We start from the raw sequence: 26,623 nt of genomic DNA on the forward strand, positions 1-26,623 counted from the left end.
GCCGGTTTCCTGGGCGGCTGACGCTTGGCCTGGTGGTGAGGGTGCTCTAGAGTGATGGCTCTGACGAGGAGCCTTTATGCAGTTGGATTGCACCAGTGGTTGGTGTCACGGCATACGCCACTGTCCCTCCCCCAATTTCAATGCGCGTCCGCCGGGCGAGATCTCCCTGCTGGTCATTCACAATATCAGCCTGCCACCGGGCCAGTTCGGCACCGGCAAGGTGCAGGCGTTCTTTCAGAATCGTCTGGTCGCCTCGGAGCATCCCTACTTTGCCGAGATTGCGGCGCTGCAGGTATCGGCGCACTTCCTGATCGAGCGCGACGGGGTGATTACCCAGTTCGTTTCCTGTAACGAGAGGGCCTGGCATGCCGGCCAGTCCTGTTTCGACGGCCGCGAGAACTGCAACGATTACTCCATCGGTGTCGAGCTGGAAGGAACCGACCAGCAGCCCTTTACCGATGTCCAGTACGCGGCCCTGGTTGAGCTTACACTTGTCTTGCAACGGTGCTTTGCGGCGATCACCCTAGAGCGAATCTGCGGGCACAGCGATATCGCGCCGACACGCAAGACCGATCCGGGGCCGGCATTCGATTGGCCACGCTTGCGTGCCGCACTCATGGACAAAAAGGAGCGGGTATGACTTTCCTGGTGTTGCTACTGGTGCTCTGGGTCGAGAAATTCTCTTCGTGGCGTACCCATATCCAGCACGATGGCCCTTGGTTGCGCTTGCTGGCCTGGACCGAACGGCAGAATGATTTCGTCGAGAGCCCGTGGCTGGCGGTCATAGTCCTGGTGCTGTTGCCCCTCCTGGGTCTATGGATTGTTTTGGCCGTGCTGCAGCCACTGCTCTACGGCTGGCTGGTGTTGCCGGTGCACCTGCTGGTGCTGGTCTACAGCCTGGGACGTGGCGACTTGCAGGCGGCACTGGGGCCCTTCCGCGATAGCTGGCGCCGCAGTGACGGCGAGGCGGCCTATCTGGTGGCCCGGCGCGACCTGGCGCTGGAGGCCGAAAACGAGTCGGCGCTGCTGCAGTCGGTGCAGAAGTACATGGTGTGGCAGGCCTACCAGAGCTTCTTTGCGGTGATCTTCTGGTATGCCTTGCTCGGCCCCCTGGCGGCGCTGGCCTATCGGCTGCTGGCGATGATGGCCGAGCATGGCCAGCAGGTGAATGTTCGCGAGCGCGCCGTGGCCCTGCGTCATGCCTTCGACTGGTTGCCGGTGCGCGTGCTGGCGGTGAGCTTCGCCATAGTGGGCGACTTCGTAGCGGTCAATCGGGCGCTGCTGCATGAACTGTTGAGCTGGGACATTTCCGCGGCGCAACTGGTGATCAACGTCGGCCGCGCCGCCAGTGAAGCGCCTGAGCCGCAGATCGGCGAGGCTGGCGTCGCCAGCCTGGATGGTCTGTGGCAGTTGATGGTGCGTGCCGCGGTGCTCTGGTACGCGGTGTTTGCCCTGTGGGCGCTGTTCTACTAGGACATTGCTGGCGGAGCGGGCACGCCCGTCTGGTTGGCTGATGCGTCCAGGCGTCGCACCGACGCCTGCGCCTGCTCCTGCCGGTGCAGCGCTTGGTTGGTCAGGCGGTTCTAGGTGCCAGTCATGCTCTTGCCGCAATGCCAGGAGCTTTCCCCGGTAAAGCGGCTTCGGCTGCCGCCGTGCCCTGCATGTACAGCTGTCCGGGGCATGGTCATATCCTTCGCGACGGGGCTGCGCCGAGCGAGCGGCGCGAGTCCCATTTCGTCCAGCGCAAGGCCGCGCCATTCTTAACCTTAAGTTACAGTGCATCGCGTCGATAACGGGTATATAGGTGGCTGTGTTCGGTTCGCCTATCGCGGCGTGGTCAGTGCGCATCTGCCTGGATGCACTGCGTTGATCCTGCGTCTCGGATCGAGCTCTGAGGAGTGCAAAGTGGCCCTGTGACCCGCCGGGCGGCTTTCTGTTTCGCGCCAAAATAACTAGAACTGGAGACGTCCTGTGAAGACCGTGCTGTATCCGGCCATCGCGCTAATGAATCGCCTCAGCTTCGGCATGAAGTTCAGTTTGATCAGTGTCTTGTTCTTTCTGCCCATGCTGGTGACCAACTTCTACCTGGTGCGTGACTCCTACCGCCAATTCGTCGGTACCCAGGCCGCTCTCGAGAGCCTCGATCTGCTCGGCGCCTCGTTGTCGCTGCGGCGAGATCTGGAGAGTTTTGCCGACCTGTTGCAGATCAACGAAATGATCGGCCAGTCAGGTCAGGCTGGTGATCTCGAGAAGCGCATCGAACAGTTGCACGGCGATCTGGAAAGCGCATTGCAGGGGCTGATGCCGGTGGTGCACGAGGCCGAGCAAATCGCCGAGTTCAATGCCAAGCGCGACGAGATGCTCGCCGAGCTCAAGGCGCTGGAGGGCGACACGTCCTTGCAGAGCAAGACGGCGACGGCCAGGAAGCTGCTGGGCAAGTCGCAGGTATTCATCAAGCTGGTCGCCAGCCAGGCGGGGCTGAGCCAGGACCGCCAGCGCGAGGTGCGCCAGATGGCCGAGTTGGTCACGGTGGTGACGCCAATGGTGACCGCGCCCCTGAGCGAGGGCCGCGCGGTCGGCGCCTATTCATTGGGCCAGGGCTTTCTGAACTCGGCGGCGAGCACCAAGTTCGACGACTTGCTCCTGGAGTTGGAAAAACTTCATGCAGAGTACGGCCTGAACCTGCAGGACGCCTTGAATGCCAACCCGGACGCACGTGCGGCGCTGGAGTCTCTGGCCATGACCAGCCAGGCAACCCTCAAGGACACCGCGCAGTTGTTCGAGGACAGGGTGGTGATCGCCGACAGCCTGGACACGCCTTGGCCGCAGTTCTTCGATGAAGTCAGCGGCGCGCTGGGCAAGACCTATGCGTTCAACGATGCGGTGCTGGCGTTCCTCGATCAGCAACTGCAGATTCGCCTGCAGGAAAACCGTGGCCAGATGCTGCTGCTGGCGGTCGCGCTGGTGCTGGTATTCCTGTTGATCGTCTACCTCTACAGCGGCTTCTATGTGTCGACACGTACCACCTTGAAGAGCCTGGGTCAGGTGATGGACAAGGTCGCGGCCGGCGACATGACCGTCAGCTTCAGCCCCCAGAGTCGAGACGAGCTGGGCGAGCTCGGCCTGGTCTTCAACGAGACCGTGCGCAAGGTTCACGACCTGATCGAGCGTGTCGGCCAGACCGTGGTGGAGGTCGAGCGCCAGGCCGACAGCGTCGAGACGGTGTCGGGTCAGAGCAACCAGTCGGTGGCCAGCCAGCGCAGCCAGATCGAGCAGGTGGCGACGGCAATGAATCAGATGTCCGCCACCGCCCAGGAAGTGGCGCGTAGCGCGGCGGCTGCGGTGGACAGTGCGCAGAGCGTCAATCAGGAAACCGTCAGCGGTCGTGCCCTGGTCGAGTCCCAGGTCGGCAGCATCCAGCGGCTGGCCGACGAGATCGACCAGTCGGTTGCGGTGATCAACCAACTGGCCAGCGACAGTGCGTCGATCAGCCAGGTGCTGGACGTGATCAAGGGGATCGCCGAGCAGACCAATCTGCTGGCGCTCAACGCGGCGATCGAGGCGGCGCGGGCCGGCGAGCAGGGCCGTGGTTTCGCCGTGGTGGCCGACGAAGTGCGCAATCTGGCCAAGCGCACTCAGCAGTCCACCGAAGAAATCGAGAAGATGATCGACAGGTTGCAAGGCGGCGTGGGTGCAGCGGTGAAGACCATGAACGTCAGCCACCAGATGGCCGATGGCACGGTCAGCGAATCGGGCAGGGTACAGCTCGCGCTGGAAAATATCCTGGGCGCGGTGGGCATGATCGTCGACCAGAGCCAGCAGATTGCCGCGGCCGCCGAACAGCAAACCGCAGTGGCCCACGATATCGACCAGAACATCGTCGAGATCAACCGCGCCGGCGAGCGTACCGCCGAGGGCGCCAGCCAGACCGAGCGGGCCAGTCGCGAGCTGTCCGAACTGGTTTCGCGGCTCAAGCAGCTGATCGGTGCCTTCCGCGTCTGATCGGCCCGATGAATGCACAAGGCCCGCCAATTGGCGGGCCTTGTGCATTCAGAGGCCGCGGCCTGGCGGCGCAGGCGCCCGGGGTTGGCCCGATTGGCGAGTGGCGGCGGCCCGATCCGTCGCTGCCTGGGCCGCTGGCCTGGCCCATACTGCCGGCCCATCCGCCGCCCTGCCAGGGTGGCCGCCCGCCATTCTTGCTGAAGGAACGCCCATGCCATTGCTCCGTCCCTGGCTCGCTGCCTGCTGCCTGTTGCTGGCCGGCCTGGCGCCCGCCGCCGAGCGGGAGTTCACCATCCTCCATACCAATGACTGGCAGTCGCGTCTGCTCGGCTTCGGCCCGAACAACGAATACAGTCCGGCCACCGTGAATGACGACGACACCGTCGGTGGCGTGGCGCGCCTGGCCACCCTGGTGCAGGCGCGGCGCGCGGCTGCCGGCGAGCAGGCAGTACTGTTGCTCGACGGTGGCGATTTCAGCATGGGCACGCTGTTTCACACGGTCAGCCGCGAGATCGGTGGCGAACTGCGCCTGCTCAGCGAACTGGGTTACGACGCGGCGACCCTGGGCAATCACGAGTTCGACTTCCGGCCGGCCGGCTTGGCGGCAATGATTACGGCGGCGCAGCGGGTCGCGGGACCGTCCCTGGTGCCGCTGCTGGCGAGCAATCTGCAGTTCGACCCGGCGCGCCATGAAGATGACAGCCTGCAGGCACATGCCGAGGCGGGGCGCATTCTGCCCTACAAGCTGATCGACAAGGGCGGCATCCGCTTCGGGCTGTTCGGCCTGCTCGGTGACAATGCGGTAGCGGTCAGCCCGATGATCAAGCCGCTGACCTTTGCCGACCCGGTGGACACGGCCAGGGCCATGGTGCGCAAGCTGCGGGCGGAAGGCGCCGAGGTGATCATCCTGCTGTCGCACATGGGCATTGTTCAACAGCCCGATGGCAGCTGGCGCGGCGAGGAGGTGGAACTGGTCGAGCAGGTGCCGGGTATCGACATCGTCGTCGGCGGTCACTCGCACACGGCGCTGGCCCAGCCGCTGCTGGTCAACGGGCGTACCCCGGTGATGCAGGCCGGTTCGGAAATCCAGTACCTCGGCGAGTTGCGCATGCGCCTGGACGCCGGTGGCAAGCCCCATGTGCTCGAATACCGGCTGAATCCATTGAACGACCAGATACCCGGTGACCAGGCCATTACCGCCGAGGTCGAGGGGTTCAAGCGAGTAGTCGAGGCGCGAATGCTGGCGCCCAAGGGGTATCGCTTCGACCAGCCGCTGGCCAAGGTCGACCGTAGCCTGACCCGCGAGTTCGATGATCCCGTGCTCGGCAATCTGGTCACCGACGCGCTGCGCCATGCCGCCGCCAGCGATATCGCCTTCACTGGCAACGGTACCCTGCGTGACAATCTGGTCCAGGGGCGTGGCGGTGTGCAGAGTGTCTCCGACCTGTTTCGGCTGGCGCCGCTGGGCATCGGTGAGTTCGACGATGTACCGGGCTACCCGCTGCTCAAGGTGTACGTCACCGGCCGGGAATTGAAGAATATTCTCGAGGTGCTGCTGGTCGCCTACCAGATGCGTGACAGCGCGAGTTACTACCCGCGCGTATCGGGCCTTCGCTTTGCCTACAACCCCTATCGAGCGCCACTCGACAGGGTAAGCAGAATCGAGCTGGGCGATGCCGAGCAGGGTTATCGCGCCCTGGACCTGAGCGATGAGCGGCTCTACAGCATCGGTGCGACGAGCTATGTCGGCAGCTTCACCTGGTTGATCGGCGATCTGAGCAAGGGGCTGCTCCAGGTGCAGCCCAAGGACGCCCAGGGTCGCCCCCTGGCCGATCTGAGGCCGGCGATCATCGATGCCGATCCCGCCAAGCCAGGTGTACAGGAGTACAAGGAGTGGCAGGGCCTGCTCGACCATATCCGCAGCCTGGCGGACCTCGATGGCGATGGCCTGGCGGACATTCCCACCCATGGCGCGGCAGCCGAACTGCGCATGTTGCGCGAGCCGAGCCTTTCTCCGGCCGCTCTATATCGCTATGCTGGCATTATGCAATGGGGGGCGAGCGTGGCGCTGTTGGCCGCTTTGCTGCTGATCATCGGGTTGGTGCGGCGCAAATGGCCGCGCAGTGGCGGGCGGCTGGAGCCGGCCTGAGCCCTGCGTGGATCGCCCGGCTGCAAGCCGCCGTCGCTCGACGCCGACTCCAGAGTATATCGAAAGCCATTGGGCTGAAGACGCGGGCAATTGGTCAATGAGGCAAGAGAGCTGCCTCGAAGGGGAAGCAGGGATGTCGAATGATGCCGCTCTAAATATGGATGAGATCGATGCCTTGGCCGAAGCCATTGGCGTGCCTGATCGAACCACGAGCAAGGTGCTGTTGGTCGAGGATGACCCCAATACCCTGGGTAAGCTGGCCAAGCTGCTCGGCCAGGCGGATATCGCTTACCTCGTCGCGGCGAGTCCGCAGAAGGCGCTGGAGGCGCTGAGCGCCGATATGGACATCGGTCTGATGATCATCGATCTGCGGGTCAGCGGCGAGGGGGCCGGCCTGGAGTTGATTCGACAGGTGCGCGACTCCGAGCATGCGCTGATACCGGTGATCATGGTTTCCGGCGACGCAGGCGTGGGGGACGCCATCGAGGCAATGCGCCTGCATGTGGTGGATTTCTTTCTCAAGCCCTTCGACCTGCCTCAACTGCTACAGGTGCTGCGCGGCGAATTGGGCACCTAGCGGTCCCTGTGATTGAGATAGCGGGAGCAGGGTCCCCCGCGCGCCGACTTGCCCTGGTTCGCCAAGCTCGGTAGATGGCGAGCACCTTGCGCGCAATCCTCAGACGTGCGCAGGTTCGTCGGCGGAGCCTTTGTGACCCAGGCACTCGGCTGGGGTGTCAAAGCCGCCTACGCCTCACCTGTGGTGAGGCATCGAGCGAGGGGATGCAAGCGTGAACGATCTGCAAGAACTGTTCGACAACAATGCCCGCTGGGCCGAGGCGATCACTCGGGAGGATCCCGAGTTTTTCGCCAAATTGGCCCGTCAGCAGGTGCCGGAATACCTGTGGATCGGCTGTTCGGATGCGCGGGTGCCGGCCAACGAGATCGTCGGGCTGCTGCCGGGCGATCTGTTCGTCCATCGCAACGTCGCCAACGTGGTGCTGCACACCGACCTCAACTGCCTCTCGGTGATTCAGTACGCGGTCGACGTGCTCAAGGTCAAGCACATCCTGGTTACCGGCCACTACGGCTGTGGCGGGGTGCGCGCGTCCATGCAGGATTCTCAATACGGCCTGATCGACGGTTGGCTGCGGACCATTCGCGACCTCTACTACGAACATCGCGAGCACCTGGCGAAGTTGCCGAGCGAGGAGGAGCGGGTCGACCGCCTCTGCGAGCTCAACGTGATCCAGCAGGTCGCCAACGTCAGCCACACCACCATCGTGCAGAATGCCTGGCATCGTGGTCAGTCGCTGTCGGTGCACGGCTGCATCTACGGCATCAAGGACGGTCGCTGGAAGAACCTCAACGTCACCGTCAGCGGCATTGAGCAGCTACCCCCGCAATACCGCCTGCGCCCGCTCGGCCAGAGCTGAGATGGCCAACAGCTCGCGCAGCCTGGCCCTGCTGGGGTTGCTGGTTGCGGTGCTCTGCTGGTCGGGCAACGCCCTGGTCGCCCGCGCCGTCGCCGGTGAGATCGCGCCATTCGCCCTGGCCTTCTGGCGCTGGTTCCTGGCCCTGGGCTTGTTGCTGCCGTTTGTTCTGGCGCCACTATGGCGCCATCGCGCGGCGCTACGGTATGCCGGCTGGCGGCTGGTGGTCCTCGGCGCGCTGGGTATCGCCGGCTATAACTCGTTTCTGTACAGCGCGGCGCAGAGTACCGTGGCGATCAACATCACCCTGGTCAACACCTGCCTGCCGCTGATGACCTTCATTGGCGCCGGCCTGCTGCTCGGCGAGTGGCCGCAGCCCCGCGCTTGGTGGGGCATGGGGCTGGCGGCGAGCGGCCTGCTGGTGCTGATAAGCCGGGGCAGTTGGAGCGCGTTGACGGCGTTGGCCTTCAACCCTGGCGACCTGATCATGCTGGTGGCGGTGGCCGACTGGGCTCTGTACTCACTGCTGCTGCGACACTGGGCCGCCTACCTGGTGCCGATCCCGGCATTGGCCCTGCTCGGCGTTCTGATGCTGCTTGGCCTGCCGCTGATCCTGCCGTTCTACCTGTATGAGCTCAGCCAGGGCGCGCGCTTTGCGATCAGTGCCAGCACTCTCGGCGCCATCGGCTATACGGCCGTATTTGCCTCCCTGCTGGCTTACCTGGCCTGGAACCACGGCGTGCGGGTGGTCGGTGCTGCCAAGGCGGCGCTGACCAATTACCTGATGCCGGTCTTCACCGCCCTGCTCGGGTGGTTGCTGCTGGGTGAGGGTTTGCAGGGCTTTCACTGGGTTGGCGGCGGGATGATCTTCGCCGGCTTGCTGTTGGGCGCGCAGCGACAGCCCCGGCGCCTACGCCTTGCGCGGAGCCGTTGACCCAGGCGCTGGCTCGGGTCGCCGACCTTGTCCCCGCGCGTTACCGCCGGGCTGGCGCTGCGCCGTCGCTGCGCTGCCTTGCTAGACTGGCAAGCAACAGGCTCCGAGCGTACGAGCCCGCTAGTTCAGGGCCGGCGTGGTGGGTGGAGGTTGCCGATGATCGGACACGTGTTTGCCTGTGTGCTGGCTGCTGCGATGCTGGGGAGCTTGGCGGTGCAGGCGGGTTACGCCGCAGAGCCCTCCCATCTTCTCGATGGCAAGACCTTCATCGGCCGCAATGGCGAAAAAGGCCATTCGCTGGCGACCGATGAGCAGGAGGCGCTTATCTTCGCCGACGGCCTGTTCACCTCTGCCTCTTGCGAGCCCTACAGCTTTGGCAGCAGCGAGTACTCGACCCGAGTCGACGGCGAGCGAATCTACTTCGAGGCGCTCACCACCAGCCCCAGCCATGGCCAGATTGCCTGGCAGGGCGTGGTCGAAGGCGATACCGCACGCGCCACCTTTGTCTGGACCAAGAAGCGTTGGTATTGGGATACCCGTCGTGAATACTGGTTCGAGGGTACGCTCAAGGAGTAGGAGGGCCGCGGACGCTGCATTAATTTTGCAACGGAGACCCAGCAATGGCCCAATCCCGGCATACGGCACGACTGCCCTTGCGTTGGGCGCGTTACCTGAAGGTCGCGCTGTTTGTCGCGGTGGTGGTGGGGCTGAATGTCGCTGGCTCCTGGCTGATGCGACAGATCGACTTTCAGCTCTTCCCTCGGCATGAGCCCTTCATGCATGCCATGGTGCTGGGCGTTGCGCTGCTCTATGTGCTGCTAATGGCCACGCCTTTCATGCCGGGTATCGAGGTCGGCCTGACGCTGATGTTCCTGCTTGGCAGCAAAGGCGCGTTACTCATCTATTTGTGTACGCTGGCGGCGCTGTCGCTCAGCTTCGCCGTGGGGCGCGCCCTGCCGCCAAGGTTGCTGTGGCTGATGCTCGACTGGCTGCACCTCTATCGTGCCGGCGACCTGATCCGCCAGCTTGAGCCGCTCGACTCGAAGGCGCGATTGAAACTGCTGAACGACAAGATCCCTACCGCAGTCGCCCCGTTTCTGCTTGAACACCGCTACCTGACGATCGCCTTGCTGCTGAATCTGCCGGGTAATGCCTTGATCGGCGGCGGTGGTGGTATTGGGCTGATCGTCGGTATGAGCAGGCTGGTGCCATTTCCTGGCTATCTCGCGCTGGTGGCCTGTGCCGTGGCGCCCGTTCCCTTGTGGTTCTGGTGGCGCGGTGCTTGATTTCCACGCTGGCGATGCCGACAGCTCGATCGGCTCGGGCAGCGGTGTGCATATGCCTCAGTACCGCCAGTGTCTCCTGAGCGGAGCTCGCCTCTGCAGCCTTGTGCGCCACCCGAGCGCCTACACCTTGAGCCAGAGAAGCCCATGATGTGGGGGCAGCCGGTCTCCATGTTATTCATTTGACGTTTAGGGGCATAGTGCCGGTCCAGTTGGCTGTTCGCGTCTGGGGCTACCGGTAACTGCTCCACAGGATGATGGGCGGCTGCCCAGGCGTATCTTCGGCGGCAGCGGTTATTAGTCCTTGCTTCACTCGCCACACAACTAGCTTCTTTCCGAACGGGTCGGTGCCAAACCTGGCGCCTGGAAGCTGGTCGAGGCGGGTGTAGTCGGCGAGTTTTCTCGTGAGGTAGTCCTGCAGCTTAGGGAAGCTCCCTGCAGCGAACTCGATACGTACGTTGTGTAGCTTGCCGTCGGAAAAGAAGAAGGTTACCAGGCGGGCCGGAATGTTGTCGTACGCATGACTGATGTGGGCCGAACACAGGTAATCATCGTGGGCGTCAATGCGTTCAGCTGGGCCCAAGTTGCCGTAGCACTTGAGCTCATGGCCGCGTGCCTTGTTTTCGCCTATGACCTCGTGTTGAGGGCGTGCAGAAAAGTAATCCGGGGATTCTGCGTATGTAGGGGTGCCCAGACGCTCATACCAGTCGGCTATCTCGTACTGATAGCGTTGCGGGAGAGTGGGGTAGAGGAGCGTGCCAGCTGCGAACAGCGCACCTGCGACGAGTACGGTCTTGAGAATGTTCATTGGCTTCCTGCCTGTCTGGGGGCTGAGCGGGCTGTGATTACTCGCGCAAACAAAAAAGGGCTTACCTTTCGGTAAACCCTTGTTTTGTTTGGTGGCTACGCAGGGACTTGAACCCCGGACCCCAGCATTATGAATCACCTGAGCGGCTACACACTGACCCAGGAAACGCCATAGAGCAAGGCTTTCAGCCCGCCTCGCCCTCGTCAAAGCAGAGCTTTCCAGAAAATTCGCCCAATGTAGTCACCCTGCCCCCTTTACCTTCCTGCTCTCGCGAGATAGTTTTCGCTAATGGCAATCTGCCAATCAACGGACTAGAGCTACGTCAGGATGACCCATCGCGACCCCCTCCTATTACGAGTTCAGGCATATCCTATATATGCCCTACCTAACTTGTATGTCTGCAATAATGCTAAGCAATTATAGGCCAGGATGATGCTTGAGAATAAAAGCCCAAGGGAGCAAAGTGGCAGAGACTCTTTCAGCAGATATCGCGCACAAGTTCGCTCAGCAGCGGTAGCAACTCTCTCGATTCTTGAAGGGCTCGATATCGATAGGGTTTACTGCGACTTGCATGACGACTTCGTCATCAGAAAGAAAGATAGCAATGGTTTTACCTATATATTTTACCAAGTAAAAACCAAGGGCAAGCAAAACCATAATTGGACCGTTAATGAATTATTCGGGCTCAAGTCCACGCTAAGAGACCAGTCCAAGCAATGTTCAAAGGCCATAAAAGACAGCTTCATTGGCAAGCTCTTGCTACATACAGTTGTTTTTGATCAGTACTGCAACTCTGTTGTATTTCAAAGCAATATTCACAATAGCGATGAAGTTATAGATCTGCTGGAAGATATAGAGTCTGGCGCCTTTGCTCATAAATTTACAAGAGTCCTCATTGATCGATTTAACGAATGCTTTAGTGAAGACCCTAAAAAGTACACTTTAGAAGAAATAAAAGAGCGACTTTCTAAGTTAAAGCTTTGCCCAGACGTTTCCTACCTAAAAGAAAATGACAGCTCTTTTGATTTGGTTGTAAAAGAGAAAATTTATCAATTTAGCGAAATCGAACTTGAGCGCGCTGAATTCAGGGAGATTTTGCTCAGGCTACTTGACCTGGTTGAGAGAAAATCAAGTGGAATCATAAAAACCTGGAGTGCAGAGTCCATCGAGACTTTTGCAGGAATCTCTATTGATGACCTGTTATCTGTATTGAGTATATCCAGAGAGGCCTACTTAGCCTTGCTTGATGGGGGAGACCCTAACGCTATTAAGTCGGCATCTATGATTCAGAGGTCTTTGCGCAACAGTGGCGCAGACATATCTGCCGTCATGTACTGCTCAAGATGCAAAATAGATTGGGATTTGTGGTTTAGAAATGCACGACACATCATCCCTGAATTGGATCTTTTATTTATTTCCGAACGAATCGGATCTATACTTTGGACTGCCGTCACTCCTCAAGGCATGCTATCCGTTAGCAGTTTGCGGCAACCTGTCAAAGATTTTCTGAGCGAGCTTGACACTAAGGATCTAAAATTCGATCTAAATGATGATCTTGTTTTAGGCGGCATATTCTCTGCACTCGTCAAAGGTAAGTCATGAACTTTGATAGTTTTTTCTCTGCGATTGAAAAGAGCGATTTGCTCTTACCAATCGAGACTGCGACGGTAAGTAAATACCACATTGGTAACGAAGCTCTTTTCCAGCTTCCTCTCATTTGCTTGATCGTTCTTTTGATGGCAAAAGACAAGAGAAAGCCTAGGGTTTCTGAACTAGGCCAGCTTGTAGGTGAGAGTATTGAAGGTGCCATGCCAGGCTTTAAAGGCTCAGCTCAGCACTTAGGCTGGTCTGCAAACCTAAGGGTTAGAACTGTTAAGGCTATTACTTTCCTTGAGAGCACCTCTCTTATTGAGGTCAACAACAGAAAAAGCCGCCTTGCCATTACTGATATAGGCAAAAGAGTGATAGCAAGAGCTACAAGCCAAGATAATGACCTTGCCTATAATCTTGCCCAGATTGCTAGAGCATATAGAAATATCTGTGTTGCTAAGCAGCTAGATTTGGAGTTGGAATGAACCTCATAAGTTTAAAAATTTATCCAAATGGCCCCTCAGGCTGGGGGTCACCACTACTGCATTTCGGCCGCGATATAACGCAACTATACGGACCTAATGGCTGCGGCAAGACTCCCGTCGTGCAATCCATTCCGTATTGCTTAGGTTTTCCTAGTATATTTAGGAATGACATTTACGACAAGTGCAAACATGTTGAGCTTACTGTATCATCTAGAAAAGGTAATCTGATACTTCGCCGAGTATACAGCAGAGACTTTGATCTACAGGTTACAGAGCCCTCTGGAGTTACGCAGCGCTTCTTTAATGAGCTAGATTATTCTCGCTATCTTTTTGAGTGGCTGAATCTAACAGCGCACAATTTAGTCACTACCGGCAATCAACTTGGCTCCCCCTACCTTTCCTCCTTTCTACCACTTTACTATCTAGACCAAGACATTGGGTATGCGGAGATTTATTGCCCACCAAGTCGATTTATTAAGGATCAATTCTCAGAAATGATGAGAATGGTCTTTGATCTACCCGTTAAAAACTCATTTGATGTAAAAAAAGATAAGTTCAGAGCCAAGGAGCATTTGGACTACCTAGATAAAGAAACCCAAACACTAGCCAGAATGGCTGAATCGGCTCAAAAGAGTATTTCTGGAATACATAAATCAAGAGCCGAACTAGTAGCTGAAATAGAGCAGCTCGAAACTCAAGTTGAGAGTCTTCAAAGCTTTGGCGCAAGCCGTGATGATTCCATCGATGCGATTGATCGCCTTATATCTGGCCGTAGAAATGTTATCCGCGAAATATCAGACGAAATCCGCCAACTCCAGATGCGTAATGAAGGCATTGGTAGAATAGTCCACGAAATCAACACTGAAATCGAGACCCTTAATCTTAACGAAGAGGCTCGTAGGGTTTTCTTATCTTTCCAAGAGGTATGTGGTTCCGAAATTTGTCAACTATTTTCCGCCAGTTCAGAGTCTTATACTAAGAACCTGCTTTACCTTCGTGATCAGATCAAGGATCTAGAGCGCAACGCCAGCCTTGACGAACTAAGAGTTGATGAATTAAAACAGCAGCGCGCCGCTCAAGAGGTCGTTATCCAGCAGCTTGTGGATGAACGAAATACCTCAAGTGCCAGCAGCGAAATTTCCGCTCTAGTCAGTTCTATAACTAAGCTAAAGTCAGAAATATTTGAGTTGCAGATGCAACTCAATGAGTTTGATAAAGTCGCGACGCTCAAGGAAAAACATTTCAATTCAATTGTTGAGCGAGACAAAGCATACACATTATATCAGTCGTTCTCTAGCGATAGGTCTTCATCGCCTGAGTTAATCAAGATCAGAGCGGATATTCGCCGGCGTTTTATAGAGTGGCTCGACATACTGCATACATACAACGTTAGTAGGGATATAACCTTTAAAGATGACTTCACGCCATTACTTGGCATTGAAAGCATTGCCCAGATCAAAGGCAGTACTAAAATACGCACTGTGCTGGCCTATCATGCAGCAGTGTTTCAGGTTTTTGCTGAGCGAGAGGTTTCAGGATTTAGATTTATAATCTTAGATACGCCAAAGCAGCATGATATTAATAATGATGACCTTGGTAGATATCTAGATGCTCTTAAACAACTATGCAGTCAGCACGGCACACAAGTTGTATTTTCCACTACTGAATACCACTACTCAGGGGATGAAAATGATTCTGAGTGGCTGCCTACTTATCCGGGTGCTGATCAGAACATGTTCTTGCACCTAGGTGGTATTCAGGACTAAGAATCACCTGAGCGGCTACACTGTTTGCCAGAAAAGCCCATAAACCGGGGCTTGTGGCCCGTCTCTGTCCTAGCCAAAGCAGAGCTTTCAAGAAAAACAGGCCAATGTAGTCACCCCCTGAAGGATCGGTGGAGGTCTCGATGCAAACCTCAAGAGAGAAAGCTCACGAATACACAGAGGTGATGCTCAGCATCCGTCATTACAGCACCCTGCGCTTTGCAATGCTGGGCCTCTATTCAGGTGCTATCAGTGGGTTGGTTATTGGCCAATATGCTGGGGACCCCAGCAGAATCCCCGCGATCCTCCTTCCGATGGCTGGGATCCTCGTAACAGGTATATTTTTCTGGCTTGAGGTCACGCTAGATGGGTTCATGACCGGTTTTGCAGAGGTTGCAAAGGGTCTGAGGTCTAACGGACACTGGGAGCAAAGGAGCGAGCGCCTGATCTACCTCGTTAGGATTCCTCTTCGAGGCATCTATGTTTTAGTTTTCGCCTACTGGGTATGCGTACTCTGGGTGGATCTGGCTGTTGTGCCGAAAGAATGGTGCCGTATAGCCCTGGCCTGATCTCTACTTCTGGCGAATACTGGGGGAATTACCATCCCTGTTTGAAGAGGCTGGGGAAGAAACTAAATCTGTCCCCTTTTATGGTTCTAGAGAGTTATAGGCCTCAAGCTTTCACCTGCCTATTCTTAATAGCATGCTGGGGGCATATCTGTACTATGGCTACCCCCATTGCTTCTATTTCTTCGATGTGTTCATGCCAGTCGCTATCTAGCGCGTTATAGATTATCTCGCCAGAAACTATGGCGACTGCCAGAAATTTTCTGTCTGACGGGTCCATAGAGTTTGGTGGGAGCTCATCAAAGCCAGTTTTTTCATCACTATTTTGGTTGATGCTTACTCTTTGTACTCTCTCGTCAATGTACTGATTGTCATGTAGGTACTTGAAGAACTCGTCTCCCACATCCGGTTGTCCGCTGTGGTACAAATACTTCGCGTATTCGTCCAGCATTAGTCCGTTACTGTCTATTGTTATTCTTCTCTTTCTGCTAACTAATCCTTCAAGAAGCTCTACGCAGGCAAGTTGGCACTCAAAGCAAGCATGTGTGTGTCGACCATTGGCTGCAATGGCTACATTGGTTTCGATAATGCTCATTGCTTAGAAGCCAATATTTTTCTTTTTAAGGCTGCTTTCCTGGCGGCTGAGATCTCTCCCATTTCATCCCCGAAGAAGTTTTCTGGCCAATTACTAATCTCTCCGTACTCATTCAATTGTAGTTTTGATAGTGCCGACTTGCCGCGTATTTGATCGCAGAAAAATAGTGCAACATCTTTGTTGTTGGTATGGTTCTCTGCGACTCTACGTTGCAGTCTTCTTAGAATATGCTCACTATGGCTCTCAATAATGACTTGTAAGCGACGCGTTTTTGATACGTTTAATATTAGATCCGCAAATCGGCTCTGGACCGCTGGGTGTAAATGTATTTCTGGTTGCTCCATCAGTACTACGCTTCCTTCTGGGACATAGTGCAGTAGAACAATCGCTGGAAGTACTTGCGAAACACCAAATCCTACATCCGTTAATAATGCAGGGGTGCTATATTGATCTTTCTTGACAAAGGCTCTATACAGGTTTGAGCCTTCTCCGATTTCAGTGATTGAGAAATCGCTTATTAAACCTAGCTCTTTAAGCCAATAGGCTATCATTTCTTGGAAGGACTTATAGTGCGTGCGCCCTCCGAGGTTTCGCCTTTCGTTTCGGAGAGTCGCTGAAAGAATAGCTGCTACTGTGTGCTCTCCTTTCTTTCCTACGTCTAACGGGCTTGCGCCAGACCAGGCATAATCTCGTTTCGGAGGTTCTCTTAAAGGGCCCAGATAGAAAATTTTGTCCATTTGGCTTTCGTACTCTGTTTCGAATACGCTCAGGAAGTCCGAGTTTTGGAAGTAAGTTTTTGCTTGGTCTGGGAATAGATGGGTTTTAATTGGTCCAGGGAGTGCCCAGGCCCTTGCTTTGACTCTCTTGAATCGAAACTTGCAGTTCTCGTCATCCGACTCTGCTATGAGTTCGTATTCGGTGGTGGTTTTCTTCTTTGGGCTCATATAGAAGCTGTAGTTGCCAAAGAAATATTCGAGGTGCTGGCATATTATTTGTTTCTTCTGATATTTAACTGAACTCCAGATGCTCAGGTTCTCATCTGTCGCCAGTACGTCTGTTCTCTTTCCAAGTGGGTCGTTGATTGTTGTTTTTTTAGGTAGTTCCCACGTAACATTCCAGAGGATTTCGCTGTCTATATTGTGTTTGTGCACAACATCTTGAAATCCACCCAAGTTCACATAGTCATCTGTGCTTCCGAAGTCGAGAACTAATCCTCTGTCTGTTGCATTCTTTGTTTGTTTTAGTAGGAGTAGGAATTGTAGTATTGTACTCTTGCCTGAGCTGTTGGGGCCAAATATCCCTGTGATTGGGCTAAAGTTAATATCTAGATTTTCCCAGGACTTAAAGTTGTCCACGTACAGTCTTCTAAGCATTGTTCTTAACCTTGTCGAAAGCCGTGTTCGCGAGTGATGCAGGTCTGTGGAGTTTCTTCGTGTTCGAGTTTGCCGCCAGGAAACTCCCACATGCCGGCCAGCTTCTTGCCTGGTGCGCGGCGTGTGATTAGGATTTTTCCATCTAGATGAACGACTGCCGCGGCCACCTGACGTCCCATTGCTCTACTCCTTGCCTCTATTCCTTCGGGCGTACCAGCGTCTAGTCACTTCCTTGGAGATCGCTATCCCGCGTTTGGATTGGCCAAGTTTCGATTGGCTTCGTCGTATTCGGGGCTCGTCTGGCCAATTTCTGGTGCTACCTCGCCGCTGACCATCCACCACCGATACGCCGGGTACAGTTTTCCCAGCGCTTCAATCTCGTCTGTGCTAATCCGCACGTCCTTGTTGTAGAGCACCGTTCTCCAGCGATTGGAGCCGATCGGCGTCTCTCGTACAAGGCGATCCATGCCAGCCATGGACGCAACTGTTCTAACGCGCTCGTTTATCATGCTCATTTCGTATAAATATCTTGCTCAAATAATTTGAAAGTCAGCCGGCTTATTCATATGCTTTGTTCAAATAGTTTGACTCAAGTATCTGGGTCGATTGATTGGACGAGTATAGGGCAAACGCTATGGAACAGTCTGGAGTAGTGGGGTTCAACGCACAGGGAAACGCAGAGCGCATCACCGATTTTCGTGATTCGCCTTTTTGCTCCCAACTGGTTTTCGCCGAAATGCTCGGCATTGAAGACGTCAGCCCGGACGTAGTGCACGGCTGGGTTGAGTCTCAAGCCATCCCCACCGTGAAGATCGGCCGCCGCGGCGTCATCAACCTGCACCGCATCCGCCGCGACATTGACCGGGGCAAAACTGTGTTCTGTGCCGGGGATTACGCCGATGAGTAGGGCAGACGCGCAATTCAAGCTGCGTATGCCGGCATCCCTTCGGACCCAGGTCGAGCAGGCCGCCAAAGAGGCCCGCCGCTCCCTCAATGCTGAAATCGTCATCCGCCTTGAGGCGAGCTTCGCCCAGGAAAGGCCAAAGCAGGAGGCTCAGCTGTGATCTACGCCATTTCCCAGCGCCCAGGCGAGGGCATGACCTATGAATCAGTCCAGCTACAACCGTCTGGTGCATCCCGAGAACTGCGCCTGCTCTGTCTGCTGGTCTCAGGCCGAAATGGCCAAGCCCGATCCTTGCCCGTCCACACCCTGCGCCCACTGCCGCCGCGCATTTGCCCGACCTGTGCGCACCCTCAAGATGGGTTGCGTGGCTGGCGTCTGGAAAGTCCTGCTCTCGGAATGGGCAGCGACACCGGCCTTTATCTGCGAGAAACACACGCCACCGCTCCGGCCGCCGAAGTATTGGAGCGTTGTGCAGGACAGCGGCAAGCCCACGCCCTACGTCCCGCGCTGGGATCTGTTCGAGCTGGAGGCCTGAGCCAATGACCGTCTCTTTCCGCATCGGCCGCTACCTGCTGGCTCTGCTCTGGCACTGGTCGATCCCGTTCTCCCTCGGCGGCGTGTTCGCCTCCGTGCTGGCCCTGCAGGGCGTCAGCGAAGGCGTCGATCTGCTCGACCAAGCCCTGGACGCCTCCATCAGTCGAGTGGCGGACGCCTGCGCCCTCGGCACCGATCCACCCGAAAGGCGGTCGCCGCCTGTGTCCGGGGCTGGTTTACCAGTCGCGGGCACAGGTGGCGAAACGGGATGACAAGGGCGTGGCCCTTGGTGTTGGGATATCAATTAACAGAACTAATTACCGGGTCGACAATAAAACTCATTGCTACACAGTGTTACTCAGTAAGAAGTAAGGCCATGACATTTTTCCATTAGTGAAAATAAGGCCCTGTTACAGCGTATAAATAATGTCACCGCAAGCCGCTAAGCCAAGTAAGTAGGAACTTTCAAAAAGTTCACTTGCTCGGGATAACTCGGCCTGCAGAAAGGCAAAACCGCGCACTTAGGCGCACTTAAAACGAGGAAACACCAATGGCACGCTCAACTATGGAAGTTGCATTTCTCGGCACCCAGATGACTCAGGTCGATGATGCCAAGTACGCCAAGATTTTCTATGGCGATGACCCGGACGGCAAAAGCGAACATGGCCTGTCCATCATCGGCATGGCCATTTCGGAAGATGTGGCCGATGAGGTCTTCGCCGCCGGCGCCCACTTCGACCCGCTGCAGAAGGTCCGCATCACCTTCGACGTCGCCCGTGGCGGCCAGAACAAGGGCAAAAATCTGGCCCTGCACATCGAAGCCGTCGACCAGCGCCCGGCCTCCCGCCAGCAGCCGCACAGCCCTCAGCGTCCGGCCCAACAGCCCGCGCCTGATTCCGCCAAGTCGTAACCGGAGGGGCAGGCCGTGTTGATCGTCGACCGCGTGATCTGTGACCTGTGTCGGGGCCCTATGGGCCAACTGCACCACCAACCGGCGCCCCAGGCCGACCGGCTGCCCGATCTGCGCCAAGCGCCTGACTTCACCGTCTGCCCTGACTGCTGGGACTCCAGCGAAGTACCAGCCACCGACCTGATCGAGGCCGGTGCATGAATTTCCTGGCCTGTGAGGGCGACTGGTCGGCGGGCGCTGGTGGCGAACCCATCTGCTCCGGCTCCCTGGTTTCGCTCACAAGCGAGGAAATGCAGGCCCTTAGCGGCTCTGCACTCACCTGGGATCAGGTCGGCGAACTGCAAGGCGAAGTCATCACCCTGTTCGCCCTGGTGTTCGGCTTCCTGGTCCTGAGAAAAGTCCTGAAATAGCGAGGTAACACCCCATGCAACACCTGAAAACCCAGCTGCAAAACGTCGCGTCCGGCTTCGGTCGTCGCTCCCGTCAACTGGCCAGCGGTGCCGCTGTCGGCGCCAGTGCCCTGGCCGGCTCGGTGCACGCCGCAGTACCGACCGAAGCCACCGCCGCCCTCGATACCGCCGGTACCGACGTCGGCACCATCGGCTGGGCCGTGTTCGCCGTACTGATCGCCGCCATGGCCTTCAAGTACATGCGCCGCGCCCTGTAACCCGGCCACACCGCACTCACCAGTGCCGAAGCAACCCAACCCCGCTCCGGCGGGGTTTCTCTTTCTGGAGAACGCCATGAACTACCAACTGTACGTCCTGCTGCTCACCACCCTGGCGTTCTACCTCGTTTTCTTTGGGCGGGTTTGATCATGGCGCTTATCAATCGCTCGGGATTACTCGCACTGTGCCTGCTGTTCTTTGCTCAGGGTACGAGTGCCGCTGGCTACTATTGGATTTCTGACTTTTTTGAAAGATCAGCGCCTTCTCCGTCTACCTTGTGTGGTCCTACCCCCGGAGGTATTGGCGGTTACGGCGTCAAGTACATCTCTGAGGCGGGCACAGAGGGTTATTGCAAGACGAGCTCATCAGGCGGCACCACGAACGGTCACATTCGCCGGGTTGGCGATTCATGCCCTACCGCTGGCCAGATTTACAACAAGCAAACGGGCGTCTGTGAGGACCCGCCACCCCCTGACGAATGCGCCGCCAAGTCGGGCCAATCAACCTCCTGGTCGTTACTGCGCCCCGACACCAACGGCCTCGGCAATATCGAATACGGCTGCTCCGACAGTTGCCGAATCTCGCTAGGCACCTCCACTTGCGCCGCCACCCCCGAGGGTGCCACGCCGGGTATCTGCTATGGCACCGGCTCCTTTACCGGCGCCGCCTGTTCTCCAGGCGATGCCCCTACCGGTGGTACGCCTCCACCCGACCCCGACAACCCCGACGATCCGCCGCCGCCCAATTGTGGCGACGGTTACAGCTGGTCCGGCACTACCTGCGTGCCGTCCGATGGTGGCGATCCTGGCGACGGCGGCGACCCCTCCGATCCCACTGACCCAACCAACCCTGGCGATGGGGGTGATGGCTCAGGAGACGGCAGTGGCGGTGATGGTGGCGGCGATGGCTCCGGTGACGGCAGCGGCGACGGTGACGGCTCGGGTGATGGGGATGGCGACGGCTCGGGCGATGGGGACGGAGAAGGCGACGGCGAAGACGAAGGCGACTGCGATCCCGCGACCGACCCCAACAAGTGCGGTGAAGCCAGCGTCGGCGGGGAAAGCTGCGAAGGGGATCTGACCTGCTCGGGTGACGTCATCCAGTGCGCCATCCTCAAGCAGCAAAAGGAACTGCGCTGCCACGTCGAGGAACAAGACGACTTCGCCAAGCAGAAGCCCGATATCGAAGCGCTCCTGCAGGGCGACAAATTCAAGCTGCAGGAAGGCGGCGAGATCGAACTGCCGTCCTTCATCAACCAAGGCACCCGCTTCCTGCCCTCCAGCTGTCCCGCGGCGGAAAGCTTCTCCCTGAGTACCGCTGGCGGTCGCACCTTCGCGATCAGCTACGAACCCCTGTGCAACGCCGCCAGCGCCCTCAGTCCGCTGTTCCTGGTGGCTGCCAGTGTCTTTGCCGCGCTCTATGTCGGCCGCTCCGTAGGAGGTCAGTGATGCAATACCTGTTCATCGCCCAACTGCTCATCATGATCGTCGGCCCCCTGGTGAAGATGGTCCTGCGCATCCTGGGCTTCGGCTTCGTCACCTATTTCGGCTTCAACCTGATCATCGGTCAGGCGCAGAGCTACGTGTTCGCCCGCATGGGTGAAGCCGGGCCGATCATCCAACAGATTCTCGGCCTCGCGAAGTTCGATGTGGTGATCAACATCTTCTTCGCCGCGATCGCCACCCGCTTCATCCTGGCCGGCATCGACAAGGCCACCGACCGCAAACGCAATCAGGTCTGGCGCAAGCCGGGCGGCACCTCCATCGACGCCTAAAGGAGCGCCTCATGCTCTACATCCGCACCGGTAAACCGGGTCACGGCAAGACCCTCAACACCATCCGCGAAGTCGACCAGAAGGCCCACGCCGAAGGGCGGCTGGTCTACTACCACAACATCAACGGCCTCAAGCCCGAGCAACTGCAAGCGCCCTGGTATCCCTTCGAAGATCCCGAGAAGTGGTATGAGCTACCCAATGACGCCATCGTCGTGGTGGATGAGGCCCAAGGCTGGTTTGGTAGCCGCGACCCTCGCCAGCGTCCGGCGGAACACATCACCCGCTTCGAAACCATGCGTCACCAGGGCCACGAAGTGCATCTGGTCACCCAGGATCCGCGCTACCTCGATGTGCATCTGCGCCGCCTGTGCAACGGCCATGTCCACTACTGGCGGGTGTTCAAATCGCAACAGCTGCTGCGCTTCGAATCCGAAGTGGTGGTGGAAAAGGTCGAAGTCAAAACCAGCTTCAAGGATGCCGACAAGAAGTCCCTGCGCCTGGATAAGCGCTACTTCACCGCCTACACCAGCAGCAACGCCAAGCACCACTTCCAGACCAAGCTGCCAACCAAGTTCATCTTGGCCACGCTGGTCATCATGACTGCCGGCGTGCTGGTCTATCGCGCCTACGACCGCTATGCACAAGCCAAGACCGACAGCGGAACCCTGGCAGCCAGCACTACCAGCCCGGATACGGGCGGCATGGTCGAACAGGTGAAATCCACGGTGGGCGCCTTCATCACCCCGGTCAGCTCACCCGAGCCAGCCAACCCGGTGCAAACGGTTGCCGGCTACCTGGCCAGTCGCCTGCCTCGGGTGCCCGACCTGCCGTCCTCGGCGCCGGTCTATGACCACCTCACCGCTCCTGTCTCCCACCCGAGGCTCTATTGCCTGTCCAGCAGTGACCCCGAGCTGGTGGCCAGAAGGCCGCCGCAGACCGTAAAGGATGGCGTGTCCTGCCAGTGCTACACCCAGCAGTCGACCAAGTACCAGACCTCCTTCGACTTCTGCATTGGTGTGGCCCGGGATGGCTATTTCGATCCGACCATCCCTGACCGCCAGCCAGGAGAAAACCCGATGCTCGCCCAGGCCGAACCAAGGCCATCGGCCCCAGTGCCCGGTTCCGCCCCGGCGACCGAGATCAAACCTTCAGGAGTCACAGTGACCCGCGTTCCTTACGAGAAAGGGCAATTCCTGTGGTGATTGCTCAGCGCCTTCGCTCGGCGCTTTTGGGCGCATGCGCGAGGCACGAGCGCCGCGCCAAAAGCGCGCGCTGACGTCCCTGTAACACGTCAGATAAACAGAAATGAACTCCCACGTTAAACCAGACTATTGGGTGATATATGGCTAAGGCAAAGGACTTTCATCGAATCAATCTGCTGACTGGACTGGAGGATTCGAAAAGTCGTCTTTTCGTTGATCCGGGCCATATGGGCTTCGCCGACCTGTCAGGCGTTCGCCTGCTGCGCTGTGGCGTCGACACCGTGCGTCAGCTGTACCGGGGCATGATTCGCCCGGAAATCATGGCGTTGTTTGAGACACCGGGTGTCATGGTCGATTTCGCCGGCCAGCGCTGGCACTCCGGTCGCGTCGGCCGTGATTCGGGCTACCAGTACAAACTGCAGAACGCCGACCTGGGCATCATCCTCTTGGTGAAGAACTTCAACGCCAAGCTCGACAGCATCGGCCCGCACCTGAAAATCGAAGTGTCGCCCCATGCCATCGACGCGCTGTCGCCCGAGCGTCTGCAAGCACGCCTGGATCACTACGCCGACGCCGTGTTGACCCATGTGGAAATCAACCAGTGCGCCGTGCATCTGGCCTTGGATCTGCAGGGCTGGACGCCGCCTGCCGATCTGGTGGCCCGCATGCACTGCAAGGCTCGCACCCACCGCGATATCTCTGGCATCAATGAAATCAACTGGGCAACCAAAAGCAGTGTCTACGGACGCGGTGAAACCTCGATGTTCGGCTCTGCTGGTGGCGTCCAATTGGCGATCTACAACAAGACCGAGCAGGCCCGCGCCACCGACAAGCTCGACTATTGGGAAAGCGTCTGGAAACGCCGTGACAGCTTCGACGAAGACGACCCGGACAACTACAACCCGGCGCAAGACGTCTGGCGGGTAGAGCTGCGCTATCACCACTCGATCATCCAGCAATTCGCCAGTGGCTCGCTCGACCTGAAAACCGGTGAAGCCATCGACACCCGGTCGTTTGCCGCCTTTGCGGGCCATCTGGACGGCCTGTGGCGCTATGGCCTGGGGCAATTCAAGCTCTTGGCGCGTCCTGGCTATTTCGCGCCGATCTGGACCCTGATTCGGGATGACGTGCGGGTCGATCTGCCGGTGGATTCCCTGCTGGATGACACCGAGTACAAGCGCTACTACAAAACCTCGCGAGGCTTCTCCGGCAAGAACGTGGAGCTGTTCCTGGGAAACTTCGTCAGCCTGCTGGCAAGGGAGCGGGTGGGCGCAAAAAAGGCTTTTGACACCCTCCAGCAATGGGACTGCTGGCCGGTGATCCGCGACCACTATGCCGCCAAGGAAATGAGCGAGCACGACCTGTACAAGCACATCAAGGCATTGCTCGAGGAGCGAAATGTCAGATGGGGCAGGGCGGTATGACGGTTCGCAAGGATGGGAAAACTTGGACCGCTGATTTCTATGAGAACGGTCGCGCCGGTCGGCGTATCCGTAAAAAGGGCTTCGCCACCAAGTCAGCTGCTCAGCGCTACGAGTCGGACTATTTCGCCTCTCTCAATCAGACCGGCAGGCCGCTCGATGATCGCCTCTCGGATCTGGTCAGCGTCTGGCATGCCTTGCACGGCTGCTCGCTCAAGGATGAAAAGGCTCGGTTGTCGCGCACCCTGGCAGTAGTAGAGCGCCTGGGCAATCCTCGGGTGTCCGACTTCGATGCCCTGGCCTGGGCCCGTTATCGCCAGTCACGCCTGAAAGATGCCACGCCCAGCACGGTTAACCATGAACAGCGCTATCTGTCCGCCGTGTTCTCTGAGCTGATTCGCCTGGGGGCTTGGTCGGGCATCAACCCGTTGGCCAATGTCCGCCAGATCAAGACTGATCAAACCGAACTGTCCTTCCTGACCCTGGATCAGATTGGGCAACTCCTCGAGGAGTGCCGAAAGTCCACGAACAACCATACCTACCCGGTTGCCCTAATCTGCTTGGCGACCGGTGCGCGTTGGGATGAAGCGGAGAGCCTGACGCGGGGCGCGATCTTCGGGGGTAAGGCCCACTTTCACCGGACGAAGAATCGGCAGTCTCGCTCGGTGCCGATCCCGAAGGATGTCGAAGACGCCGCGTTCAAGGTGGCCATGCCTGGAAACGGTCGGATGTTCATGTCCTGCCGGGCGGCATTCCGTAGCGCCTATGAACGCTGCGGTTTTCAAACCCCAGGGCAGCTAACCCACATCCTGCGTCACACCTTCGCCAGCCATTACATGATGGGGGGAGGGGATATCCTCAGCCTGCAACGAATCCTCGGCCACTCCTCGATCACCATGACCATGCGATATGCGCATCTGTCGCCGGATCACCTGGAGTCAGCGCTGAGGCTGTCACCCCTTGCCCAGTGCGTCTATACTCCTGGATGATTTCAATGCAATCAATGATTTCATTTGGGGGCGATATGGCCAGCATCACTATTCGAAACTTAGACGACGACCTCAAGGCACAATTGCGTATGGTTGCCGCAAGCCATGGTCGCTCGATGGAAGAAGAGGCCAGGGTAATTATTCGTCAAGCGCTGTTTAAGTCAGAAAAAAGTGGTGGCTTAGGCAGTCGCATCCACGCTCGATTTGCTGCCGTTGGTGGGGCTGATATAGAGGTGCCTGCCCGCAAGGACAAAGCCCGTGCTGCGAGCTTTGACGAATGATTTTGCTGGATACCAACGTGCTGTCGGAGTTAATGCGGGCTAAACCTGCGCCTGAGGTCTTGGCGTGGGTCGATGCCCAGCCATCAGGCCAGCTGTATACCTGCTCTATTACCGTCGCCGAAATTCTCTACGGTATCGCCCGCATGGATAACGGAAAACGCAAGCAAGGTTTGCTGGAGCTGGCGACGCTAATGTTTGAAGAGGATTTTGCCGGCCGCATTCTTCCGTTTGATACAGAGGCGGCTGTTCACTATGCAGGCCTAGCGGCTGAGAGTGAGGCGAAAGGGAAGGTCGTGGATATGGCTGATGGGCAAATTGCTGCGATTGCCGCTTTGCATGATGCGCGCGTCGCCACGCGCAATGTGAGGCACTTCGACTACCTGAGCGTTCCCATAATCAATCCGTGGGAAGCCTGAAGCAGCTGTGCTTATAGAGAGTGAGTGAGTAGAAGCAGGGCTGGAGCGATAACGGTTAGAAAAACTAAGCGCTGCCTTTTCCAGGGAATCCAGAGGTATGCGATGGCAGCTAGCGATGCTGCAATAAAGAAAAGTAATCTGCTTACTGTTAACGCTACTGCGTAGCAGTACATTACGTTGGCTGGTGCAGGAGGAGGGAAAAAGTAGCAATCAGCTGAGAGCCCTGTGAGGGCCAGCCATCCAAGGGCCCCGAGCGACAGGCTTACCCAGAAGGTGAGCATTGCGATCGTTTTCATTGGCATCCTGCCGTTTCGAGAGGTGTGGGCGCGCTGTAGTCACTTGGTAGTCACTGGCGCAAACAAAAAAGGGCTTAGCTTTCGCTAAACCCTTGTTTTGTTTGGTGGCTACGCAGGGACTTGAACCCCGGACCCCAGCATTATGAATGCTATGCTCTAACCAGCTGAGCTACGTAGCCGAGTGGCGCGCATTATTCGCGTCCTGGGCTTGGCTGTCAAGCCCGAGTTGCGAAAATTTCTGCGCGCGATC

At 57.5% G+C, this 26,623-nt stretch carries 32 protein-coding genes and 1 tRNA gene; 27 read left to right on the forward strand and 6 right to left on the reverse strand.

The window, feature by feature from the left end:
* Window positions 1–76 precede the first annotated feature (76 nt).
* The 9 genes from ampD to AB5S05_RS06430 all read left to right on the forward strand — a co-directional run bounded on the left by ampD (window position 77) and on the right by AB5S05_RS06430 (window position 9,801).
* Complete coding sequence (ampD, locus tag AB5S05_RS06390) at window positions 77–640, forward strand: 1,6-anhydro-N-acetylmuramyl-L-alanine amidase AmpD (protein ID WP_369286655.1); 564 nt, start codon at window positions 77–79, stop codon at window positions 638–640.
* Window positions 637–1,473 carry a regulatory signaling modulator protein AmpE gene (ampE, locus tag AB5S05_RS06395; protein ID WP_369286656.1) on the forward strand — a complete coding sequence of 279 codons (837 nt, stop codon included), beginning with the start codon at window positions 637–639 and terminating at the stop codon, window positions 1,471–1,473. The genes ampD and ampE overlap by 4 nt, the downstream gene beginning before the upstream one ends.
* 498 nt (window positions 1,474–1,971) lie before the next feature.
* The gene (locus tag AB5S05_RS06400) at window positions 1,972–4,002 is read left to right on the forward strand and encodes a methyl-accepting chemotaxis protein (RefSeq protein ID WP_369286657.1); all 2,031 of its coding nucleotides are present in this window, start codon (window positions 1,972–1,974) and stop codon (window positions 4,000–4,002) included.
* Window positions 4,003–4,213: 211 nt separating this feature from the next.
* Window positions 4,214–6,151, forward strand: coding sequence for a bifunctional metallophosphatase/5'-nucleotidase (locus AB5S05_RS06405; protein ID WP_369286658.1), 1,938 nt, complete (start codon window positions 4,214–4,216; stop codon window positions 6,149–6,151).
* Between the two features lie 157 nt (window positions 6,152–6,308).
* Window positions 6,309–6,728, forward strand: a complete 420-nt coding sequence (locus AB5S05_RS06410; protein WP_369286659.1) for a response regulator — start codon at window positions 6,309–6,311, stop codon at window positions 6,726–6,728.
* 211 nt (window positions 6,729–6,939) lie between these two features.
* Window positions 6,940–7,584 (forward strand): carbonate dehydratase, encoded by a 645-nt coding sequence (gene can / locus AB5S05_RS06415; RefSeq protein WP_369286660.1) that lies wholly within the window; start codon window positions 6,940–6,942, stop codon window positions 7,582–7,584.
* 1 nt (window position 7,585) lies between these two features.
* Window positions 7,586–8,515, forward strand: a complete 930-nt coding sequence (locus AB5S05_RS06420) for a DMT family transporter (RefSeq protein ID WP_369286661.1) — start codon at window positions 7,586–7,588, stop codon at window positions 8,513–8,515.
* A 156-nt stretch (window positions 8,516–8,671) separates the two neighbouring features.
* Window positions 8,672–9,091: a hypothetical protein gene (locus AB5S05_RS06425; RefSeq protein WP_369286662.1), complete on the forward strand. Its 420-nt coding sequence runs from the start codon at window positions 8,672–8,674 to the stop codon at window positions 9,089–9,091.
* Between the two features lie 44 nt (window positions 9,092–9,135).
* Window positions 9,136–9,801 carry a hypothetical protein gene (locus tag AB5S05_RS06430; protein WP_369286663.1) on the forward strand — a complete coding sequence of 222 codons (666 nt, stop codon included), beginning with the start codon at window positions 9,136–9,138 and terminating at the stop codon, window positions 9,799–9,801.
* Between the two features lie 229 nt (window positions 9,802–10,030).
* On the opposite strand, the gene AB5S05_RS06435 is transcribed toward AB5S05_RS06430, so the two are convergent.
* Window positions 10,031–10,606 carry a hypothetical protein gene (locus tag AB5S05_RS06435; protein ID WP_369286664.1) on the reverse strand — a complete coding sequence of 192 codons (576 nt, stop codon included), beginning with the start codon at window positions 10,604–10,606 and terminating at the stop codon, window positions 10,031–10,033.
* A gap of 432 nt (window positions 10,607–11,038) precedes the next feature.
* Between AB5S05_RS06435 and AB5S05_RS06440 the strand changes: the two genes are divergently transcribed.
* The 4 genes from AB5S05_RS06440 to AB5S05_RS06455 all read left to right on the forward strand — a co-directional run bounded on the left by AB5S05_RS06440 (window position 11,039) and on the right by AB5S05_RS06455 (window position 15,013).
* Window positions 11,039–12,208 carry a dsDNA nuclease domain-containing protein gene (locus tag AB5S05_RS06440; protein ID WP_369286665.1) on the forward strand — a complete coding sequence of 390 codons (1,170 nt, stop codon included), beginning with the start codon at window positions 11,039–11,041 and terminating at the stop codon, window positions 12,206–12,208.
* A complete protein-coding gene (locus tag AB5S05_RS06445) occupies window positions 12,205–12,681 on the forward strand; it encodes a hypothetical protein (protein WP_369286666.1) in 477 nt (158 codons plus the stop codon). The genes AB5S05_RS06440 and AB5S05_RS06445 overlap by 4 nt, the downstream gene beginning before the upstream one ends.
* On the forward strand, window positions 12,678–14,447 hold the full coding sequence (locus AB5S05_RS06450; RefSeq protein WP_369286667.1) for an AAA family ATPase: 1,770 nt from the start codon (window positions 12,678–12,680) through the stop codon (window positions 14,445–14,447). Before AB5S05_RS06445 ends, AB5S05_RS06450 begins: the two co-directional genes overlap by 4 nt.
* A 140-nt stretch (window positions 14,448–14,587) precedes the next feature.
* Window positions 14,588–15,013, forward strand: coding sequence for a hypothetical protein (locus AB5S05_RS06455; protein WP_369286668.1), 426 nt, complete (start codon window positions 14,588–14,590; stop codon window positions 15,011–15,013).
* Window positions 15,014–15,116: 103 nt separating this feature from the next.
* Here AB5S05_RS06455 and AB5S05_RS06460 read toward each other — a convergent pair whose 3' ends face one another.
* The 4 genes from AB5S05_RS06460 to AB5S05_RS06475 all read right to left on the reverse strand — a co-directional run bounded on the left by AB5S05_RS06460 (window position 15,117) and on the right by AB5S05_RS06475 (window position 17,493).
* Window positions 15,117–15,605, reverse strand: coding sequence for a hypothetical protein (locus tag AB5S05_RS06460; protein WP_369286669.1), 489 nt, complete (start codon window positions 15,603–15,605; stop codon window positions 15,117–15,119).
* Window positions 15,602–16,978: an AAA family ATPase gene (locus tag AB5S05_RS06465; RefSeq protein WP_369286670.1), complete on the reverse strand. Its 1,377-nt coding sequence runs from the start codon at window positions 16,976–16,978 to the stop codon at window positions 15,602–15,604. Before AB5S05_RS06465 ends, AB5S05_RS06460 begins: the two co-directional genes overlap by 4 nt.
* A gap of 5 nt (window positions 16,979–16,983) precedes the next feature.
* The gene (locus AB5S05_RS06470; RefSeq protein WP_369286671.1) at window positions 16,984–17,157 is read right to left on the reverse strand and encodes an NUDIX domain-containing protein; all 174 of its coding nucleotides are present in this window, start codon (window positions 17,155–17,157) and stop codon (window positions 16,984–16,986) included.
* Window positions 17,158–17,220: 63 nt separating this feature from the next.
* Window positions 17,221–17,493 carry a hypothetical protein gene (locus tag AB5S05_RS06475; protein WP_369286672.1) on the reverse strand — a complete coding sequence of 91 codons (273 nt, stop codon included), beginning with the start codon at window positions 17,491–17,493 and terminating at the stop codon, window positions 17,221–17,223.
* 119 nt (window positions 17,494–17,612) lie between these two features.
* Between AB5S05_RS06475 and AB5S05_RS06480 the strand changes: the two genes are divergently transcribed.
* From AB5S05_RS06480 to AB5S05_RS06550, 14 genes are all read left to right on the forward strand, one after another.
* A complete protein-coding gene (locus AB5S05_RS06480) occupies window positions 17,613–17,885 on the forward strand; it encodes a helix-turn-helix domain-containing protein (protein WP_369286673.1) in 273 nt (90 codons plus the stop codon).
* Window positions 17,878–18,042, forward strand: a complete 165-nt coding sequence (locus tag AB5S05_RS06485; RefSeq protein WP_369286674.1) for an Arc family DNA-binding protein — start codon at window positions 17,878–17,880, stop codon at window positions 18,040–18,042. The genes AB5S05_RS06480 and AB5S05_RS06485 overlap by 8 nt, the downstream gene beginning before the upstream one ends.
* 39 nt (window positions 18,043–18,081) lie before the next feature.
* Entirely contained in the window at window positions 18,082–18,417 is a 336-nt protein-coding gene (pflM, locus tag AB5S05_RS06490; RefSeq protein WP_369286675.1) for a lysogeny maintenance protein PflM, read from the forward strand.
* Between the two features lie 4 nt (window positions 18,418–18,421).
* Window positions 18,422–18,688 (forward strand): hypothetical protein, encoded by a 267-nt coding sequence (locus tag AB5S05_RS06495; protein WP_369286676.1) that lies wholly within the window; start codon window positions 18,422–18,424, stop codon window positions 18,686–18,688.
* Window positions 18,689–18,966: 278 nt separating this feature from the next.
* On the forward strand, window positions 18,967–19,326 hold the full coding sequence (locus tag AB5S05_RS06500) for a hypothetical protein (protein WP_369286677.1): 360 nt from the start codon (window positions 18,967–18,969) through the stop codon (window positions 19,324–19,326).
* A gap of 197 nt (window positions 19,327–19,523) precedes the next feature.
* On the forward strand, window positions 19,524–19,736 hold the full coding sequence (locus AB5S05_RS06510) for a hypothetical protein (protein ID WP_369286679.1): 213 nt from the start codon (window positions 19,524–19,526) through the stop codon (window positions 19,734–19,736).
* 14 nt (window positions 19,737–19,750) lie between these two features.
* Window positions 19,751–19,993, forward strand: coding sequence for a major capsid protein (locus AB5S05_RS06515; protein WP_369286680.1), 243 nt, complete (start codon window positions 19,751–19,753; stop codon window positions 19,991–19,993).
* A 150-nt stretch (window positions 19,994–20,143) separates the two neighbouring features.
* Complete coding sequence (locus AB5S05_RS06520) at window positions 20,144–21,442, forward strand: virulence factor TspB C-terminal domain-related protein (protein ID WP_369286681.1); 1,299 nt, start codon at window positions 20,144–20,146, stop codon at window positions 21,440–21,442.
* A complete protein-coding gene (locus AB5S05_RS06525) occupies window positions 21,442–21,768 on the forward strand; it encodes a DUF2523 domain-containing protein (RefSeq protein ID WP_369286682.1) in 327 nt (108 codons plus the stop codon). The genes AB5S05_RS06520 and AB5S05_RS06525 overlap by 1 nt, the downstream gene beginning before the upstream one ends.
* A gap of 11 nt (window positions 21,769–21,779) precedes the next feature.
* Window positions 21,780–22,970: a zonular occludens toxin domain-containing protein gene (locus tag AB5S05_RS06530; RefSeq protein ID WP_369286683.1), complete on the forward strand. Its 1,191-nt coding sequence runs from the start codon at window positions 21,780–21,782 to the stop codon at window positions 22,968–22,970.
* A gap of 140 nt (window positions 22,971–23,110) precedes the next feature.
* Window positions 23,111–24,394: a phage replication initiation factor gene (locus AB5S05_RS06535; RefSeq protein ID WP_369286684.1), complete on the forward strand. Its 1,284-nt coding sequence runs from the start codon at window positions 23,111–23,113 to the stop codon at window positions 24,392–24,394.
* Window positions 24,391–25,380, forward strand: a complete 990-nt coding sequence (locus tag AB5S05_RS06540) for a phage integrase (protein ID WP_369286685.1) — start codon at window positions 24,391–24,393, stop codon at window positions 25,378–25,380. Before AB5S05_RS06535 ends, AB5S05_RS06540 begins: the two co-directional genes overlap by 4 nt.
* A gap of 35 nt (window positions 25,381–25,415) precedes the next feature.
* Window positions 25,416–25,661, forward strand: a complete 246-nt coding sequence (locus AB5S05_RS06545; RefSeq protein ID WP_369286780.1) for a FitA-like ribbon-helix-helix domain-containing protein — start codon at window positions 25,416–25,418, stop codon at window positions 25,659–25,661.
* Window positions 25,658–26,077, forward strand: a complete 420-nt coding sequence (locus AB5S05_RS06550; RefSeq protein WP_369286686.1) for a type II toxin-antitoxin system VapC family toxin — start codon at window positions 25,658–25,660, stop codon at window positions 26,075–26,077. Before AB5S05_RS06545 ends, AB5S05_RS06550 begins: the two co-directional genes overlap by 4 nt.
* Before the next feature lie 398 nt (window positions 26,078–26,475).
* Here the strand turns inward: AB5S05_RS06550 and AB5S05_RS06555 are convergent.
* Window positions 26,476–26,552, reverse strand: a tRNA-Met gene (locus tag AB5S05_RS06555).
* Window positions 26,553–26,623 lie beyond the last annotated feature (71 nt).

This window comes from Pseudomonas zhanjiangensis (assembly GCF_041027545.1).
Taxonomy (GTDB): Bacteria; Pseudomonadota; Gammaproteobacteria; order Pseudomonadales; family Pseudomonadaceae; genus Aquipseudomonas; species Aquipseudomonas zhanjiangensis.